At 63.4% G+C, this 14803-nt stretch carries 16 protein-coding genes and 1 pseudogene; 14 read left to right on the top strand and 3 right to left on the bottom strand.

Translation table 11 applies throughout. From position 1 onward, the window contains the following. The first annotated feature begins 19 nt into the window (after nucleotides 1-19). The 8 genes from ACVWZT_RS03005 to rpoS all read left to right on the top strand — a co-directional run bounded on the left by ACVWZT_RS03005 (nucleotide 20) and on the right by rpoS (nucleotide 7212). Nucleotides 20-1132, top strand: a complete 1113-nt coding sequence (locus ACVWZT_RS03005) for an S-(hydroxymethyl)glutathione dehydrogenase/class III alcohol dehydrogenase (RefSeq protein WP_013971270.1) — start codon at nucleotides 20-22, stop codon at nucleotides 1130-1132. Between the two features lie 8 nt (nucleotides 1133-1140). Next, nucleotides 1141-1995 (top strand): S-formylglutathione hydrolase, encoded by an 855-nt coding sequence (gene fghA / locus ACVWZT_RS03000; protein WP_225776629.1) that lies wholly within the window; start codon nucleotides 1141-1143, stop codon nucleotides 1993-1995. A gap of 87 nt (nucleotides 1996-2082) precedes the next feature. Beyond that, nucleotides 2083-2556 (top strand): 2-C-methyl-D-erythritol 2,4-cyclodiphosphate synthase, encoded by a 474-nt coding sequence (ispF, locus tag ACVWZT_RS02995; RefSeq protein ID WP_457468088.1) that lies wholly within the window; start codon nucleotides 2083-2085, stop codon nucleotides 2554-2556. Next, the gene (gene truD / locus ACVWZT_RS02990; RefSeq protein ID WP_457468086.1) at nucleotides 2553-3611 is read left to right on the top strand and encodes a tRNA pseudouridine(13) synthase TruD; all 1059 of its coding nucleotides are present in this window, start codon (nucleotides 2553-2555) and stop codon (nucleotides 3609-3611) included. The genes ispF and truD overlap by 4 nt, the downstream gene beginning before the upstream one ends. Continuing rightward, entirely contained in the window at nucleotides 3599-4348 is a 750-nt protein-coding gene (surE, locus tag ACVWZT_RS02985) for a 5'/3'-nucleotidase SurE (RefSeq protein ID WP_296233638.1), read from the top strand. The genes truD and surE overlap by 13 nt, the downstream gene beginning before the upstream one ends. Before the next feature lie 35 nt (nucleotides 4349-4383). Next, the gene (locus ACVWZT_RS02980; RefSeq protein WP_170034070.1) at nucleotides 4384-5022 is read left to right on the top strand and encodes a protein-L-isoaspartate(D-aspartate) O-methyltransferase; all 639 of its coding nucleotides are present in this window, start codon (nucleotides 4384-4386) and stop codon (nucleotides 5020-5022) included. Between the two features lie 216 nt (nucleotides 5023-5238). Continuing rightward, nucleotides 5239-6096, top strand: a complete 858-nt coding sequence (locus tag ACVWZT_RS02975) for a peptidoglycan DD-metalloendopeptidase family protein (protein WP_457468084.1) — start codon at nucleotides 5239-5241, stop codon at nucleotides 6094-6096. A 108-nt stretch (nucleotides 6097-6204) separates the two neighbouring features. Then, nucleotides 6205-7212 (top strand): RNA polymerase sigma factor RpoS, encoded by a 1008-nt coding sequence (gene rpoS / locus ACVWZT_RS02970; protein WP_170028669.1) that lies wholly within the window; start codon nucleotides 6205-6207, stop codon nucleotides 7210-7212. 508 nt (nucleotides 7213-7720) lie between these two features. Here the strand turns inward: rpoS and fdxA are convergent. The 3 genes and pseudogenes from fdxA to ACVWZT_RS02955 all read right to left on the bottom strand — a co-directional run bounded on the left by fdxA (nucleotide 7721) and on the right by ACVWZT_RS02955 (nucleotide 10889). Next, nucleotides 7721-8044 carry a ferredoxin FdxA gene (fdxA, locus tag ACVWZT_RS02965; protein ID WP_085626452.1) on the bottom strand — a complete coding sequence of 108 codons (324 nt, stop codon included), beginning with the start codon at nucleotides 8042-8044 and terminating at the stop codon, nucleotides 7721-7723. A gap of 140 nt (nucleotides 8045-8184) precedes the next feature. After that, a pseudogene (gene mutS, locus ACVWZT_RS02960) lies at nucleotides 8185-10759 on the bottom strand (DNA mismatch repair protein MutS). Further along, nucleotides 10752-10889, bottom strand: a complete 138-nt coding sequence (locus ACVWZT_RS02955) for a hypothetical protein (protein WP_296233643.1) — start codon at nucleotides 10887-10889, stop codon at nucleotides 10752-10754. The pseudogene mutS and the gene ACVWZT_RS02955 overlap by 8 nt, the downstream one beginning before the upstream one ends. Before the next feature lie 9 nt (nucleotides 10890-10898). Here ACVWZT_RS02955 and ACVWZT_RS02950 point away from each other — a divergent pair, with 9 nt between their 5' ends. From ACVWZT_RS02950 to ACVWZT_RS02925, 6 genes are all read left to right on the top strand, one after another. Then, the gene (locus ACVWZT_RS02950) at nucleotides 10899-11645 is read left to right on the top strand and encodes a LexA family transcriptional regulator (protein ID WP_296233644.1); all 747 of its coding nucleotides are present in this window, start codon (nucleotides 10899-10901) and stop codon (nucleotides 11643-11645) included. A 474-nt stretch (nucleotides 11646-12119) separates the two neighbouring features. Then, nucleotides 12120-12458: a phage holin family protein gene (locus ACVWZT_RS02945; RefSeq protein ID WP_457468081.1), complete on the top strand. Its 339-nt coding sequence runs from the start codon at nucleotides 12120-12122 to the stop codon at nucleotides 12456-12458. 12 nt (nucleotides 12459-12470) lie between these two features. After that, nucleotides 12471-12968 carry a hypothetical protein gene (locus tag ACVWZT_RS02940; protein WP_296233648.1) on the top strand — a complete coding sequence of 166 codons (498 nt, stop codon included), beginning with the start codon at nucleotides 12471-12473 and terminating at the stop codon, nucleotides 12966-12968. After that, on the top strand, nucleotides 12965-13525 hold the full coding sequence (locus ACVWZT_RS02935; protein ID WP_457468079.1) for a phage baseplate assembly protein V: 561 nt from the start codon (nucleotides 12965-12967) through the stop codon (nucleotides 13523-13525). The genes ACVWZT_RS02940 and ACVWZT_RS02935 overlap by 4 nt, the downstream gene beginning before the upstream one ends. Nucleotides 13526-13597: 72 nt before the next feature. Beyond that, complete coding sequence (locus ACVWZT_RS02930) at nucleotides 13598-13924, top strand: GPW/gp25 family protein (RefSeq protein ID WP_457468077.1); 327 nt, start codon at nucleotides 13598-13600, stop codon at nucleotides 13922-13924. Continuing rightward, nucleotides 13921-14802 (top strand): baseplate assembly protein, encoded by an 882-nt coding sequence (locus ACVWZT_RS02925; RefSeq protein ID WP_457468075.1) that lies wholly within the window; start codon nucleotides 13921-13923, stop codon nucleotides 14800-14802. The genes ACVWZT_RS02930 and ACVWZT_RS02925 overlap by 4 nt, the downstream gene beginning before the upstream one ends. The last annotated feature ends 1 nt before the right edge of the window (nucleotide 14803 follow it).

Raw genomic sequence — 14803 nt, 5'->3', positions numbered from 1 at the left:
TTCTGTCTGGAGACCTTTGATGATCAAGTCCCGTGCTGCCGTAGCCTTCGAAGCCAAGAAACCGCTGGAAATCGTCGAGGTCGACGTAGCCATGCCCAAGGCCGGGGAAGTGCTGCTGCGCGTAGTCGCCAGCGGTGTCTGCCACACCGATGCCTATACCCTGTCCGGTGCTGACCCGGAGGGCATTTTCCCGTCGATCCTTGGTCACGAAGGCGGTGCGATCGTCGAGGCGGTAGGCGAAGGCGTCACGTCGGTCGCCGTCGGTGACCACGTCATCCCGCTGTACACCCCGGAATGCGGCAAGTGCAAATTCTGCCTCTCGGGCAAGACCAACCTGTGCCAGGCGATTCGCGCCACCCAGGGCAAGGGCCTGATGCCGGATGGCACCACGCGTTTTTCCTACAAGGGCCAGCAGCTGTTCCACTACATGGGCACCTCGACCTTCTCCGAATACACCGTGCTGCCGGAAATTTCCGTGGCCAAGATCCAGAAAGAAGCGCCACTGGAAAAGGTCTGCCTGCTGGGTTGCGGCGTTACCACCGGTATCGGCGCGGTGCTCAATACCGCCAAGGTCAAGGCGGGTGATACCGTGGCCATCTTCGGCCTGGGCGGCATCGGCCTGTCGGCAGTGATCGGCGCGGTGAAGGCCAAGGCCTCGCGTATCATCGCCATCGACATCAACCCGGCCAAGTTCGAGATTGCCCGCCAGCTGGGTGCCACCGACTGCATCAACCCGAAAGACTACGACCGCCCGATCCAGGAAGTGATTGTCGACCTCACCGACGGCGGCGTGGACTTCTCCTTCGAGTGCATCGGCAACGTGCAACTGATGCGTGCCGCGCTGGAATGCTGCCACAAGGGTTGGGGTGAGTCGGTCATCATCGGTGTGGCCGGTGCCGGCCAGGAAATCGCCACCCGTCCGTTCCAGCTGGTCACCGGACGCGTCTGGCGTGGTTCGGCGTTCGGCGGCGTGCGTGGCCGCAGCGAACTGCCAAGCTACGTGGAAATGTCCGAAAAGGGCGAGATCCCGCTGGACACTTTCATTACCCACACCATGGGCCTGGAAGACATCAACAAGGCCTTCGACCTGATGCATGAAGGCAAGAGCATCCGCAGCGTGATCCACTTCTGAGGTACGCCATGAGCCTGGATAACATCTCCTGCCAGAAGAGCTTCGGCGGCTGGCACAAGCGTTACCGGCATCATTCCAGGGTGCTGGGCTGTGACATGGTGTTCGCCGTGTACCTGCCACCGCAGGCCGAGCAGGGCGAGAAGCTGCCGGTGCTGTACTGGCTCAGCGGCCTCACCTGTACCGACGAGAACTTCATGCAGAAGGCCGGCGCCCAGCGCCTGGCCGCCGAGCTGGGGCTGATCATCGTCGCGCCGGATACCAGCCCGCGTGGCGAGCAGGTGCCGGGCGACCCTGACGGTGCCTGGGATTTCGGCCTGGGGGCGGGTTTCTACCTCAACGCCACCCAGCAACCCTGGGCGCAACACTACCGCATGCACGACTATGTGGTGGAAGAGTTGCCGGCCCTGATCGAGGCGCATTTCCCGGCATCCGCCGAGCGCAGCATCAGCGGCCATTCCATGGGCGGGCATGGTGCGCTGGTGTGTGCCTTGCGTAACCCTGGGCGGTACCGCTCGGTGTCGGCGTTCTCGCCAATCAGCAACCCGATGGATTGCCCTTGGGGTGAAAAGGCCTTCAGCCGCTACCTGGGCGAAGACCGTGCGCGCTGGCGCGAATGGGACGCCAGCGTGCTACTGGCAGAGACGCCGGCGGGCGAATGTCCGCCGCTGCTGGTCGACCAGGGTGACCGGGACGACTTTCTCGAGAAGCAGCTCAAGCCCGAAGCGCTGGAGCAGGCGGCACGCAAAGGCGGGCATGCGCTGACCCTGCGCCTGCAACCCGGTTATGACCATAGCTACTACTTCATCGCCAGCTTCATCGAAGAGCACCTGCGCCATCATGCGGTGGCGCTGGGACGGGTGTAGCCTTGGCTGCGGCCGCGCCCACATGGCGGCCCCAATAGCGGCTAAAGCAGGTAGAATCACGCCCTGACTCATTCAGGGCGTTTTTCTATGCGTATTGGCCACGGCTACGATGTGCACCGTTTCTGCGACGGTGATTTCATTACCCTGGGCGGGGTGCGTATCTCCCATAAATACGGCCTCCTGGCTCACTCCGATGGCGACGTGCTGCTGCACGCCCTGAGCGATGCCTTGCTGGGCGCGGCGGCGCTGGGAGACATCGGCAAACATTTCCCCGACACCGACCCGCAGTTCAAGGGCGCCGATAGCCGCGCTCTGCTGCGCCACGTGGTCGGCATCGTCCTGGCCAAAGGCTGGAAGGTCGGCAATATCGACGCCACCATCGTCGCCCAGGCGCCAAAGATGGCCCCACACATCGAGACCATGCGCCAGCGCATCGCCGAAGATCTGCAGGTCGAACTCGACCAGGTCAACGTCAAGGCCACCACCACTGAAAAACTGGGCTTCACCGGTCGTGAGGAGGGTATCGCCGTGCATGCGGTTGCCCTGCTGCTGCCAGCATGACCGAAGTGGAACTGCTGGGCCCGCGCGCATCGGGCGAACCCTTGGGCACTGCTGTACTCAAGGCGGTGGCCGAAGACTTCCAGGTCGACGAAGTGCTGGACATTCCGTTGTCGGGGCAGGGCGAGCACTTGTGGTTGTGGGTCGAAAAGCGTGACCTCAACACTGAAGAGGCGGCCCGCCGCCTGGCGCGCGCTGCCGGCGTGCCGGTGCGCAGCATCAGCTACGCCGGGCTCAAGGACCGCCAGGCACTGACCCGCCAATGGTTCAGCCTGCACCTGCCGGGCAAGGCCAACCCGGACCTGTCGCGTGCCGAGGATGCCAGCCTGCGTGTACTCAGGCAGGTACGTCACCAGCGCAAGCTGCAGCGCGGTGCGCATTCGGCCAACGGCTTCACCCTGCGTCTGACCGCCTTGGCCGCCGACCACCAGGCGGTGAACGCGCGCCTTGAACAGCTCAAGCAGCACGGGGTGCCCAACTATTTCGGCAGCCAGCGCTTCGGCCACGCCGGCGGCAATGTCCATGACGCGCTCGACTGGGCCGCGCGCAAGGCCCTGCCCGAACAGCGCAACGTACGTTCGCGGCTGCTGTCGGCCGGGCGCAGCTACCTGTTCAACCAGCTGTTGGCCGCCCGTGTCGCCGATGGCAGCTGGTCGCGGGCGCAAGTGGGCGACCTGCTGGCGTTCACCGACAGCCGCAGTTTCTTCCCGGCGGGGGAGGCCGAATGCGCCGACCCGCGCCTGGCGATCCTGGACCTGCACCCGACCGGCCCGCTGTGGGGCGCGGGCGATTCGCCAGCCGGCGCTGCCGCCGGGCAGCTGGAAAATGCCATCGGCGCACGCCAGCCAGCTCTTTGCCAATGGTTGGCCCAGGCGGGCATGGATCACGAACGGCGTATTCTGCGGCTCCCTATTGGCGGCCTGACGTGGCATTATCCCGAGCCTGATATCCTGCAACTGGAATTCGTCCTTCCGGCCGGATGCTTCGCCACCGTGGTGGTGCGCGAAGTCGTGGATCTGGTGTCGGCAGGGCAGACGGACAGCCCATGCGTATTCTGATTTCGAACGACGACGGTGTTACCGCACCCGGCATCGCCGCGCTGCACGCTGCGCTGGCGGATTACGCCGAGTGCGTGGTGATCGCCCCGGATCAAGACAAGAGCGGCGCCAGCAGTTCGCTGACGCTGGACCGCCCACTGCACCCGCAGACCTTGGCCAATGGCTTCATCAGCCTCAACGGCACGCCGACCGACTGCGTGCACCTGGGGCTCAATGGGCTGTTGCCGCAGACGCCGGACATGGTCGTGTCGGGGATCAACCTCGGTGCCAACCTGGGCGATGACGTGCTCTACTCGGGCACGGTCGCCGCCGCGCTGGAAGGCCGTTTCCTCGGCGGGACATCGCTGGCGTTTTCGCTGTTGTCGCGCCAGCCGGACAACCTGCCGACGGCGGCCCATATCGCCCGCCGCCTGGTCGAGGCGCAGTCGCGCCTGAGCTTGCCGCCACGCACCGTGCTCAACGTCAATATTCCCAACCTGCCGCTGGAACACATCCGCGGTATCCAGCTCACCCGCCTCGGTCACCGGGCGCGGGCGGCAGCGCCGACCAAGGTGGTCAACCCGCGCGGCAAGGAAGGCTACTGGATCGCCGTGGCCGGGGATGCCGAGGACGGCGGGCCGGGCACCGATTTCCACGCCGTGATGCAAGGCTACGTGTCGATCACGCCGCTGCAGCTCGACCGCACCTTCAGTGATGCCTTCGAGCAGCTCGACGGTTGGCTGGAGGGCCTGCTCTGATGCGCGAGGACGATATGCTGCGGCGTGGCATCGGCATGACTTCCCAGCGTACCCGGGAGCGGCTGATCCAGCGCCTGTGCGAAGAGGGGGTGTCGAACAGCAAGGTGCTCGACGTGATCCGTCGTACCCCGCGCCACCTGTTCGTCGACGAGGCGCTGGCGCATCGTGCCTACGAAGACACCGCGCTGCCGATCGGCCACAACCAGACCATTTCCCAGCCGTTCATGGTTGCCCACATGAGCGAGCTGCTGCTTGAAGCCGGGCCGCTGGACAAGGTGCTGGAGATCGGCACCGGTTCGGGCTACCAGACGGCAATTCTGGCCCAGCTGGTCGAGCGGGTGTTCTCGGTGGAGCGCATCAAGGTCCTGCAGGACAGGGCCAAGGAGCGTCTGGTGGAGCTGAACCTGCGCAACGTGGTGTTTCGCTGGGGCGACGGTTGCGAAGGCTGGCCGGCGCTGGCGCCGTACAACGGCATCATTGTCACTGCCGTGGCGCCGGAAGTGCCGCAGGCGCTGCTCGACCAGCTGGCGCCCGGCGGCCGCATGGTGATCCCGGTGGGGCCGGCTGGCGAAACGCAGCAGCTGATGCTGATCGTGCGTGAAGAACATGGGTTCTCCCGCCGTGTGCTCGGGGCTGTGCGCTTCGTGCCGTTGCTCAACGGTCCACTGGCCTGAGCGCTGCGGGCAGGCACCAGCGGTATTTTTGCGCGAGTGGCGAATTCCTGTTGCTTCGCCCTGTCTATCTGGCGGGGTGAAGCGCTGGCGCACAGATCGCCATGGCTTGCAGCAGTCATTGAACCTGCCTGCGAGGAATGGCCGGCTTGGTTATAATTGCAACATTATTGCATTTCTTGTCTTCATATCGTTTTCGGCACCATGAGGGGAGCGCGGGTGGGTCACACAGTCATTCGGCAGCGCAAGGACGGGTCGGGTTTCACGCTTCTGGTGATTGCACTGGCCATGAGTACGCTACTGGTGGGTTGCTCGAGCACCAGCAGCAACAGCGCGCGGGTGGTCGACCGCAACAATACCGTGCCCAAGCGCCCGGCGGTGACTTCCGGGCAGTACATCGTCAAGCCCGGCGATACACTGTTCTCCATCGCCTTCCGTTATGGTTGGGACTACAAGGAACTGGCCGCGCGTAACGGCATCGCGGCGCCTTATACCATCCGCCCGGGGCAGGCTATTCGTTTCAGCAGTGGTTCGGCCGGCAGCACCACGGTGGTGTCCAGCCCCTCATCGTCGAGCAAGACCACGGTTATCCGCCGGCCTGCGGGCAGTGCGGCTACACCACCTGCCAGCCCTGGCAAACCGGCCGCGCCGGCATCTTCAAGCAGCGCCCCGGTGGTCGCTACCGTACCCGCCGCGGAGCGTGCGGTGGGTGGCTGGACCTGGCCAGCCAATGGCGTGCTGATTGGAAAATTCGCTTCAAACGGTAGTTTGAATAAAGGCATTGATATCGCCGGTGATTTGGGACAGCCTGTTTTTGCTGCGTCTGATGGTGCAGTGGTCTACGCCGGGAGTGGGCTGCGGGGCTACGGCGAGCTGATCATCATCAAGCACAGCGACACCTACGTCAGTGCTTACGGTCATAACCGCAGGCTGTTGGTTCGGGAGGGGCAGCAGGTCAAGGCAGGGCAGTCGATTGCTGAAATGGGGTCCACGGGCACAGATCGGGTGAAGCTGCATTTCGAGATTCGCCGCCAGGGCAAACCCGTCGATCCGCTCCAGTTCCTGCCACGTCGTTGACTGTTGTACCTGGCCTGTTCCGCTGATGTAGAGGGGACAGGCTCCAGCGCTGCCAGGGAGACAGGTGCCGCTCGAGTCTGAGTTCGAACTCAGCAAAGGACTATAACAATGGCTCTCAGTAAAGAAGTGCCGGAGTTTGACATCGACGATGACGTCCTCCTGATGGAGACGGGCATCGTTTTGGAAACGGATGTGGTGTCAGACGAACCTGCTGTATCTTCGGTTCGGACGAGGGCCAAATCGGGCTCTTCGCTCAAGCAACACAAGTATATCGATTACAGCCGTGCGCTCGATGCCACCCAGCTGTATCTCAACGAGATCGGATTCTCGCCTCTGCTTTCGCCGGAAGAAGAAGTGCACTTTGCGCGCCTGTCGCAAAAGGGCGACCCTGCCGGCCGCAAGCGCATGATCGAAAGCAACCTGCGCCTGGTTGTAAAAATCGCCCGTCGTTACGTGAACCGCGGCCTGTCGCTGCTCGACCTGATCGAGGAGGGCAACCTGGGGCTGATCCGTGCTGTCGAGAAGTTCGACCCGGAGCGTGGTTTCCGGTTCTCGACCTACGCGACCTGGTGGATTCGTCAGACCATCGAGCGGGCGATCATGAACCAGACCCGCACCATTCGCCTGCCGATCCACGTGGTCAAGGAACTGAACGTTTACCTGCGGGCGGCGCGGGAACTGACGCAGAAACTCGACCACGAACCGTCGCCAGAGGAAATCGCCACGTTGCTGGAAAAACCGGTTGGCGAGGTCAAGCGCATGCTGGGCCTGAACGAGCGGGTATCCTCCGTGGATGTGTCGCTGGGCCCGGACTCGGACAAGACCCTGCTCGATACCCTGACCGACGATCGGCCGACCGACCCCTGCGAACTGTTGCAGGACGACGACCTGTCGCAGAGCATCGATCAGTGGCTGGGCGAGCTGACCGACAAGCAGCGCGAAGTGGTGGTGCGTCGCTTCGGCTTGCGCGGGCATGAAAGCAGCACGCTCGAAGATGTCGGCCTGGAAATCGGTCTGACCCGTGAGCGGGTGCGGCAGATCCAGGTAGAAGGCCTCAAGCGCCTGCGTGAGATCCTCGAGAAGAACGGGCTGTCCAGCGAGTCGCTGTTCCAGTAGCGAAGGCCTGCACCAGCAAACGCCCCGATGACCTCGGGGCGTTTTTGTTTGTCTTGCGTGTTGGTCAGGGCCTAGTAGCAGCCTGGGTCCAGGCTCGAAACATTATGTACAGCGCTACCCTGTTAACATTGCGTGTAAGCCTTTGCTTACTTGTTCTGTAAGCCTTCTATGTAGCCGACAGTAAATCAATAGCTCCTTAAAAGCCCGATATTCTTCAAGCCTTTGAAAAATATGGATTATTCAGGCATGAAGAAATGTGTCACCGGCAACACGCTGTGAGGTTTTGCGGTTGCCTGCCGTGCCCAAGCCGCTAGTATTCGAACTGTGCACAGGGACATGCACAGGCTTTCAGGATGAAGGCCAAGGACATCGCAAGAAGCGATTTCATCAGGATGATGTCAGGGACAAGCAGGGACTACGGAAAAAAATGTGGGCGGGTCAAACCGCCCCTTTTTTTGCCCGCAGAAAACCAAAAAGGCCCAGAAGGGCCTTTTTCGTATCGGCGCTATCAGCGCTCCAGGTGTTCGATCTTGCCGGTCTTGCCATCCCACTCTTCAGCGTCTGGCAGGGCGTCCTTACGCTCGGTGATGTTCGGCCAGATTTCCGCCAGTTCGGCGTTCAGCTCGATGAAGTTCTCCATGCCGGCAGGCACTTCGTCTTCCGAGAAGATGGCTTGCGCCGGGCATTCCGGCTCGCACAGGGCGCAATCGATGCACTCGTCCGGGTGGATGACCAGGAAGTTCGGGCCTTCGTAGAAGCAGTCCACCGGACAGACTTCCACGCAGTCGGTGTATTTGCATTTGATGCAGTTGTCGGTGACGACGAAGGTCATTTCTAGTTCTCTCCTCAGGCGACGGCGGCGGCCCTTCCTCTCAGGGCCGCGCGGTTTACAGGCATGTGGCTGCAGGCCAGGCTAATAACCTGCAGCACCAGCAAACCGCGGCGGATTCTACCAGCTTGTAGTGGGCGCCGTTATAACAGGTTCTTTAGTTGATATAGCGTTTCGATAGCTTGACGTGGGGTCATGTCGTCCAGCTGCAGCTTGCCCAGCTTCTCGATGGCCGGGTGTGGCAGGCTGGCGAACAGGTCGCTCTGGTGCGGTACCTGTGGCACATCCTTGGCCTTATGGGCTGGCGGTTGTTCATGCGGCAGGCTGGTGGTCTCCAGGCGTGCCAGGTGTTCGCGGGCCCGCTGGATGACTGCCGTCGGTACGCCTGCCAGCTGGGCCACGGCCAGGCCGTAGCTCTGGCTGGCAGGGCCCGGCAGCACATGGTGCAAGAATACGATGCGTTCATTGTGCTCGGTGGCATTCAGGTGCACGTTGGCTACCAGAGGCTCGCTTTCGGGCAGCACGGTGAGCTCGAAGTAGTGCGTGGCGAACAGCGTGTAGGCGCGCAGCTGGGCCAGCCGCTCGGCGGCAGCCCAGGCCAGCGACAGGCCGTCGAAGGTACTGGTGCCGCGGCCCACTTCGTCCATCAGCACCAGGCTGCGGTCGGTGGCATTGTGCAGGATGTTGGCGGTTTCGCTCATTTCGACCATGAAGGTCGAGCGCCCGCCGGCCAGGTCGTCGCTGGAACCGATACGGGTGAAGATGCGGTCGACCAGCGACAGTTCGCAACTGGCCGCTGGCACGAAGCTGCCGATATGTGCCAGCAGCACGATCAGGGCGGTCTGGCGCATGTAGGTGGACTTACCGCCCATGTTCGGGCCGGTGATGATCAGCATGCGCGTGTTGTCGTCCAGGCCCAGGTCGTTGGCCACGAACGGCGTGGTCAGTACCTGTTCCACCACCGGGTGGCGGCCTTGCTCGATACGCAGGCACGGCTCGTCGACGAAGCGCGGGCAGTTCAGATCCAGGTTCAGCGCACGTTCGGCCAGGTTGCTGAGCACGTCCAGTTCAGCCAATGCGGCCGGCGCTGTCCTGCAGTGGCGCCAGGTGGCTGATCAGGGTTTCCAGCAAGCCGTCGTAGAGCATCTTCTCGCGGGCCAGCGCGCGGCTTTTGGCCGACAGCGCCTTGTCCTCGAACGCCTTCAGCTCCGGGGTGATGAAGCGCTCGGCACCTTTGAGGGTCTGGCGGCGGATATAGTCGCCCGGCGCCTGCTCCGCCTGTTTGGTCGGCAGCTCGATGAAATAGCCGTGCACACGGTTGTAGCCGACCTTCAGGTTGGCCAGGCCGGTGCGGGCTTTTTCCCGCGCTTCCAGGTCGATCAGGAACTGGCCGGCGTTCTCGCTGATCGCCAGCAACTCGTCCAATTCGTTGTCATAGCCAGGCTTGAGCACGCCACCGTCGCGGATCACCGCCGGCGGGTTGTCGATGATCGCCCGCTCCAGCAGGCTGGCCAGCTCCGGGTAGGTACCGGTAATGGCGGCCAGGCGCGCCAGGTGCGGCGCCTCCAGTTCGGCCATGGCGTTCTGCAGCTCGGGCAGCGCACCCAAGGCATCGCGCAGGCGTGCCAGGTCGCGTGGGCGGGCGTTGCGCAGGCCGATACGGGCGAGGATCCGCTCGATATCGCCAATTTCCTTGAGCTGCGGCTGCAGTTTCTCGAAGCGGTAGCCGTCGAGCAGGCAGCGGATCGAATCCTGGCGGGCCTGCAGCACCTTGAGGTCGCGCAACGGGCGGTTCAGCCAGCGGCTCAGCAGGCGGCTGGCCATCGCGGTCTGGCAGCGGTCGATGACCGACTGCAAGGTGTTGTCACGCCCGCCGGCGAGGTTGATGTCCAGCTCCAGGTTGCGGCGGCTGGCGCCGTCGAGGATGACCGTATCGTCCAGCCGTTCGTGGCGCAGGCTGCGCAGGTGCGGCAGGGCAGTGCGCTGGGTTTCCTTGGCGTAGATCAGCAGGCAGCCGGCGGCGCCGATGGCCAGGGTCAGCTTGTCGCAGCCAAAGCCCTTGAGGTCCTTGGTCGCGAACTGCTGGCACAGGGCCTTGCGCGCCGAGTCGCGGTCGAAGTCCCACGGCGCACGGCGACGGGCGCCAGGGCGCTTTTCCGCCGGCAAGTCGCGTGGCCAGTCGTCGGGGATGAGCAGCTCGACCGGGTTGAGGCGCTCGAGTTCGGCCAGCAGGTTTTCCCAGCCCTTGATTTCCTGGACGCTGAAGTTGCCGCTGGTGATATCCAGCACCGCCAGGCCGAACAGGCGTTCGTCACCCAGCAGCGCGGCGATCAGGTTGTCGCGGCGCTCGTCAAGCAGGGCCTCGTCACTGACCGTGCCGGGGGTGATGATACGCACCACCTGGCGTTCCACCGGGCCCTTGCTGGTGGCCGGGTCGCCAATCTGTTCGCAGATCACCACCGATTCGCCGAGCTTGACCAGCTTGGCCAGGTAGCCCTCCAGCGAATGGAACGGAATCCCGCACATGGGGATCGACTGGCCGGCCGACTGACCGCGTGCGGTCAGGGTGATATCCAGCAGTTTCGCGGCCTTTTTCGCATCTTCGTAGAAGATTTCGTAGAAGTCGCCCATGCGGTAGAACATCAGCTGGTCCGGGTGCTGGCTTTTCAGCTTCCAGTACTGCTGCATCATCGGGGTGTGTGCGGAAAGATCAGACATTCAGGGCCTTACAGCGGGTGATCTGGTTGGCGTTTGTGAAACCGGCAATGGTACAGGCTTTTTCGCGCAGATGCAGGCGCAGCGCCGCATGCATCATCGCGCTGCCCATGCGTTGCATTTCCTCGCGCATGCCTGCATTATGCATGCTATGCAAAAACGCAACGTAGCCTCCGTACTCAGAGAACTGCTCGACCGCCACGGCCTGTCCCCGACGGAGCTGTACCGGCGCACGGGTGTTCCTCAATCCACCTTGTCGCGGATTCTCGGCGGCAAGATCGTCGACCCCTCCGACAAACACGTGTCGAAGATCGCCGAGTACTTCGGTGTGAGCACCGATCAGCTGCGTGGCCGCGCCGAGCTTGGCGAGTCTCGCGAGGCCGCGCTGCCGGCTCACGGCCATGCCGATCTCAGTGACATCAGCCTGTGGGATGATGAAACCCCCGTCGAGGATGACGAGGTGTCGGTACCTTTCCTTCGCGAGGTCGAATTGGCAGCAGGATCAGGAAGATTCGTCATTGAAGAAAGCGAGCACGCGCGCCTGCGCTTCGGCAAGCGCAGCCTGCGCCACAACGGTGTGCAGTTCGACCAGGCCAAGTGCGTGACCGTGCGCGGCAACAGCATGTTGCCAGTGCTGCGTGACGGCGCGACGGTTGGGGTGAATACCGGCAAGTGCTCGATCGGCGACATCATCGACGGCGACCTCTATGCAATCAATCACAACGGTCAATTGCGGGTGAAGCAGGTCTATCGCCTGCCTACCGGTATCCGCCTGCGCAGTTTCAACCGCGACGAACACCCCGACGAGGACTACAGCTTCCAGCAGATGCAGGACGAGCAGATCAGCTTGCTCGGGCATGTATTCTGGTGGGGCATGTACGCTCGCTGACAGCCCTCGCTTCGCAGAAACCCGCTTCGGCGGGTTTTTTTTCGCCTATTGAAAAGTCCTACAAACCAGGCCACGCATGGCTTTCATGCATTGCAGCAAAAAATAGCGCATAGAAATTTTCAGAAATGCATTGACTGCATATGCACAAATGCATAGCCTGTGTCTCAAGCCGGCCGTAACCGGTTGTTACACAGGCAGCGATGGACAGGCCTCAATTGTCCAGAGGGTTGGCAACTGGCCCGGGTGTGCAGCGTAAAGCACCACGAACAGTTATCCGGCGGGCAGATGGCCGCGGCCGGAGTCATCAATCAGTAGCGGAACCGCACGGCGTCACCAGACGTGGCCGGCGGTTCGCCAACGCATTACTGAAAAGCCTGCGAGCCGGGCTTTTTGGAATGCCGAGGTATTCACGGCAAAGCATCCATAACCGACCTGTTGGCCTGCGCCAACAGGCATTACACAGGAGACAGGACAGTGACGAACGAGCAACAGGCGTTACTCGAGATGCCGCTCTGGCTGGTAATCGTCCTGGCATTGCTGGGCGGTGTGAGCGGCGAAATGTGGCGGGCCGACAAGGCCGGCGCCACGGGTTGGTCGCTGCTGCGACGGCTGTTGTTGCGCTCTGGGGCCTGCATGGCCTGCGGTGTGTCGACGGTGATGCTGTTGTATGCCGGCGGCCTGTCGATCTGGGCGGCCAGTGCATTGGGCTGCATGATAGCGGTCGGCGGCGCCGATGTTGCCATGCGGCTATATGAACGCTGGGCGACCCGACGTCTGGGCCTGCGCGACAGCACACAGCGCGACGAGCGTTAAGGAGGATTATGCATGAGCGAACTGGCCACGTTACATGGTGCGGTGACGGCAACCATCCGTGAGGCAATGCCGGAGTTGGCATCGGTAGATGCTTATACCGCCGTAGGAAATGTTCCAGAACGGCCTTCGCTGCGCCACGGCATCGTCCGCATGACGGCCGATGCGGCACCGCGGGATGGCCGCTCGGTGTTGATTGCAACCTTCGAGGCGGATATCACCGCTGACAGTGCCAATCCAGAGGCGCGTCTGCAGGGCAGTCTGCTGGCTGCCCAATTGATGGACCTGCTGCGCCAGCAGCATTGGGCGCTGGATTTCGTCGAAGCCAGCCGCAATGTGCAGGCGCAGTTCCTGGGCACCGCCTGGACCGTGCGCTGGGACCAGCCGGTACTGCTCGGCGAGCCACGCTGGAACTGGCCCGACCAGCCGCCCGGCAGCCTGGTTCTGGGCTTTGCCCCGGACATCGGCCACGGTAACGAAGCGCATTATGTCGCCCCGGAGGATCTGTCATGAGCTACGTCAGCGCCATGCATGACCGTATGCTGGCGTGCATGGTGATTCCCTGCCGGGTGGTCGCCCTGGACCTTGCCGCCGCCCGCGTTCGGGTGTCCGACGGCAGCGGCTGGACCAGCGCCTGGCTGCGCTGGCACACCCAGGCGGCCGGCCAGGCCAGGCACTGGCGGGCGCCGAGCCTGGGCGAGCAGGGGGTGCTGCTGAGCCCCAGCGGCGAACCGGCCCAGGGCACCTTCCTGCCCGGCCTGTATGGCGATGCCGGTAGTGCAGCGGACAATCGCGGGCACACCGAGGTCTGGCGTTTTGCCGATGGCGGTTCGATCAGTTACGACTGGCAGGCCAGCCACTACGACATCCGGCTGCCGGCTGGCAGCGCGACCATCAAGGTCGGCGCTGCCACGGTGCAGGTCAGTGACGGTGCGATCAGCCTGCAGGCCGCCACAATCAAGCTCTCCGGCAACGTCACAGTCGATGGCCCGTTGCAGGTCAGCGGCGATATCAACGGCGGCGGCCGGATCATCGACACCGCCGGCAACACGGCCAACCACAAACACTGAACCGAGCCCGCCCATGCGGGCTTTTTCATACCAGGAGAATGCCATGCATAGCCATGAACAGGGCGGTGCGCCATGATCGGCATGGACCGCCGTACCGGCCAGCCTCTGGCCGGCCTCGATCACCTGCGCCAGTCCATCGAAGACGTCCTCAGCACACCGCTGGGTAGCCGGCGCATGCGCCCGGAGTACGGCAGCCAGCTGCGGCGTTTCGTCGACCTTCCGGTCAACGAAGGCTGGAAAAGCGCCGTGCAGGCCGAAGTGGCGCGCGCGCTGGGCCGCTGGGAGCCGCGCCTGCAGTTACAGCGGGTCAAGGTAGTCGCGGTGCTCGACGGTCAGGTCAGCCTGGCGCTCAGTGGCCGTTACCTGGGCGACGAAGCGCTGCTGGAGATCAGCGTATGAGCCAGGTCGACCTGTCGAAACTGCCAGCGCCGCAGCTACTGGAGGACCTCGATTACGAAGCGCTCTACCAGGGCGACCTGGACACCTTCCGGGAATACCTGGGCGAAGCCTGGAGCGCCAATCTGGAAAGCGACCCGGTCACCAAGCTGCTCGAGGTCGGTGCCTACCGCAAGCTGCTCAACCGGGCGCGTATCAACGACGCCGCCAAGGCGTTGCTGCTGGCCTACGCCCAGGGCACCGACCTTGACCAGTTGGCGGCCAATGTCGGTCTGCAGCGCCTGGTGATCCAGGCCGAGGACCTGGCCAGCGTCCCGCCGGTCGAGGCGTTGCTGGAATCGGACGATGCCCTGCGCGAGCGGGTGCAACTGGTTTACGAAGGCCTGACTACGGCCGGTCCGCGCAACAGCTACATCCTGCATGCCCGCAACGCTTCGGGACAGGTGGCTGACGCCACCGCCGAAAGCCCGTCGCCGGCGGTGGTGGATGTCACCGTACTGAGTCTGGAAGGTAACGGCGAAGCCAGTGCCGAACTGCTGGCGCAGGTAGCGGCCTACCTCAACGACGACGATATCCGCCCGGTTGCCGACCGGGTCAACGTACGCAGCGCTGAAGTGCTGCCTTACCGCATCGATGCCGTGCTGCATCTGGCCGACAGCGGCCCCGAGTACGAAGCGATACTGGCCGAGTGCCAACGCCGCCTGCAGGCCTGGATCAACCCCCGGCGACGCCTTGGGGTGGAAGTGGCACGTTCTGGCATCGATGCGCAACTGCACATCGATGGGGTCAGCCGGGTCGAGTTGAATGGCTGGGCCGACCTTCGCCCGAGCAAGGCGCAGGCAGCCTGGTGCAGCGGCTTCAGCCTGAAGCGGGGGAGCTGAC

Source organism: Pseudomonas sp. TE21394, from assembly GCF_054057835.1.
Note: the sequence above shows the minus strand (reverse complement) of the source record. Positions and strands in the feature narration are given on the sequence as shown.

Bases quoted from the DNA above. Each gene is read 5' to 3' on its own strand.
- ACVWZT_RS03005 (WP_013971270.1), top strand. From the start codon at position 20: ATGATCAAGTCCCGTGCTGCCGTAGCCTTCGAAGCCAAGAAACCGCTG.
- fghA (WP_225776629.1), top strand. From the start codon at position 1,141: ATGAGCCTGGATAACATCTCCTGCCAGAAGAGCTTCGGCGGCTGGCAC.
- ispF (WP_457468088.1), top strand. From the start codon at position 2,083: ATGCGTATTGGCCACGGCTACGATGTGCACCGTTTCTGCGACGGTGAT.
- truD (WP_457468086.1), top strand. From the start codon at position 2,553: ATGACCGAAGTGGAACTGCTGGGCCCGCGCGCATCGGGCGAACCCTTG.
- surE (WP_296233638.1), top strand. From the start codon at position 3,599: ATGCGTATTCTGATTTCGAACGACGACGGTGTTACCGCACCCGGCATC.
- ACVWZT_RS02980 (WP_170034070.1), top strand. From the start codon at position 4,384: ATGACTTCCCAGCGTACCCGGGAGCGGCTGATCCAGCGCCTGTGCGAA.
- rpoS (WP_170028669.1), top strand. From the start codon at position 6,205: ATGGCTCTCAGTAAAGAAGTGCCGGAGTTTGACATCGACGATGACGTC.
- fdxA (WP_085626452.1), bottom strand. From the start codon at position 8,044: ATGACCTTCGTCGTCACCGACAACTGCATCAAATGCAAATACACCGAC.
- ACVWZT_RS02955 (WP_296233643.1), bottom strand. From the start codon at position 10,889: ATGCGCGAGGAAATGCAACGCATGGGCAGCGCGATGATGCATGCGGCG.
- ACVWZT_RS02950 (WP_296233644.1), top strand. From the start codon at position 10,899: ATGCATGCTATGCAAAAACGCAACGTAGCCTCCGTACTCAGAGAACTG.
- ACVWZT_RS02940 (WP_296233648.1), top strand. From the start codon at position 12,471: ATGAGCGAACTGGCCACGTTACATGGTGCGGTGACGGCAACCATCCGT.
- ACVWZT_RS02935 (WP_457468079.1), top strand. From the start codon at position 12,965: ATGAGCTACGTCAGCGCCATGCATGACCGTATGCTGGCGTGCATGGTG.
- ACVWZT_RS02930 (WP_457468077.1), top strand. From the start codon at position 13,598: ATGATCGGCATGGACCGCCGTACCGGCCAGCCTCTGGCCGGCCTCGAT.
- ACVWZT_RS02925 (WP_457468075.1), top strand. From the start codon at position 13,921: ATGAGCCAGGTCGACCTGTCGAAACTGCCAGCGCCGCAGCTACTGGAG.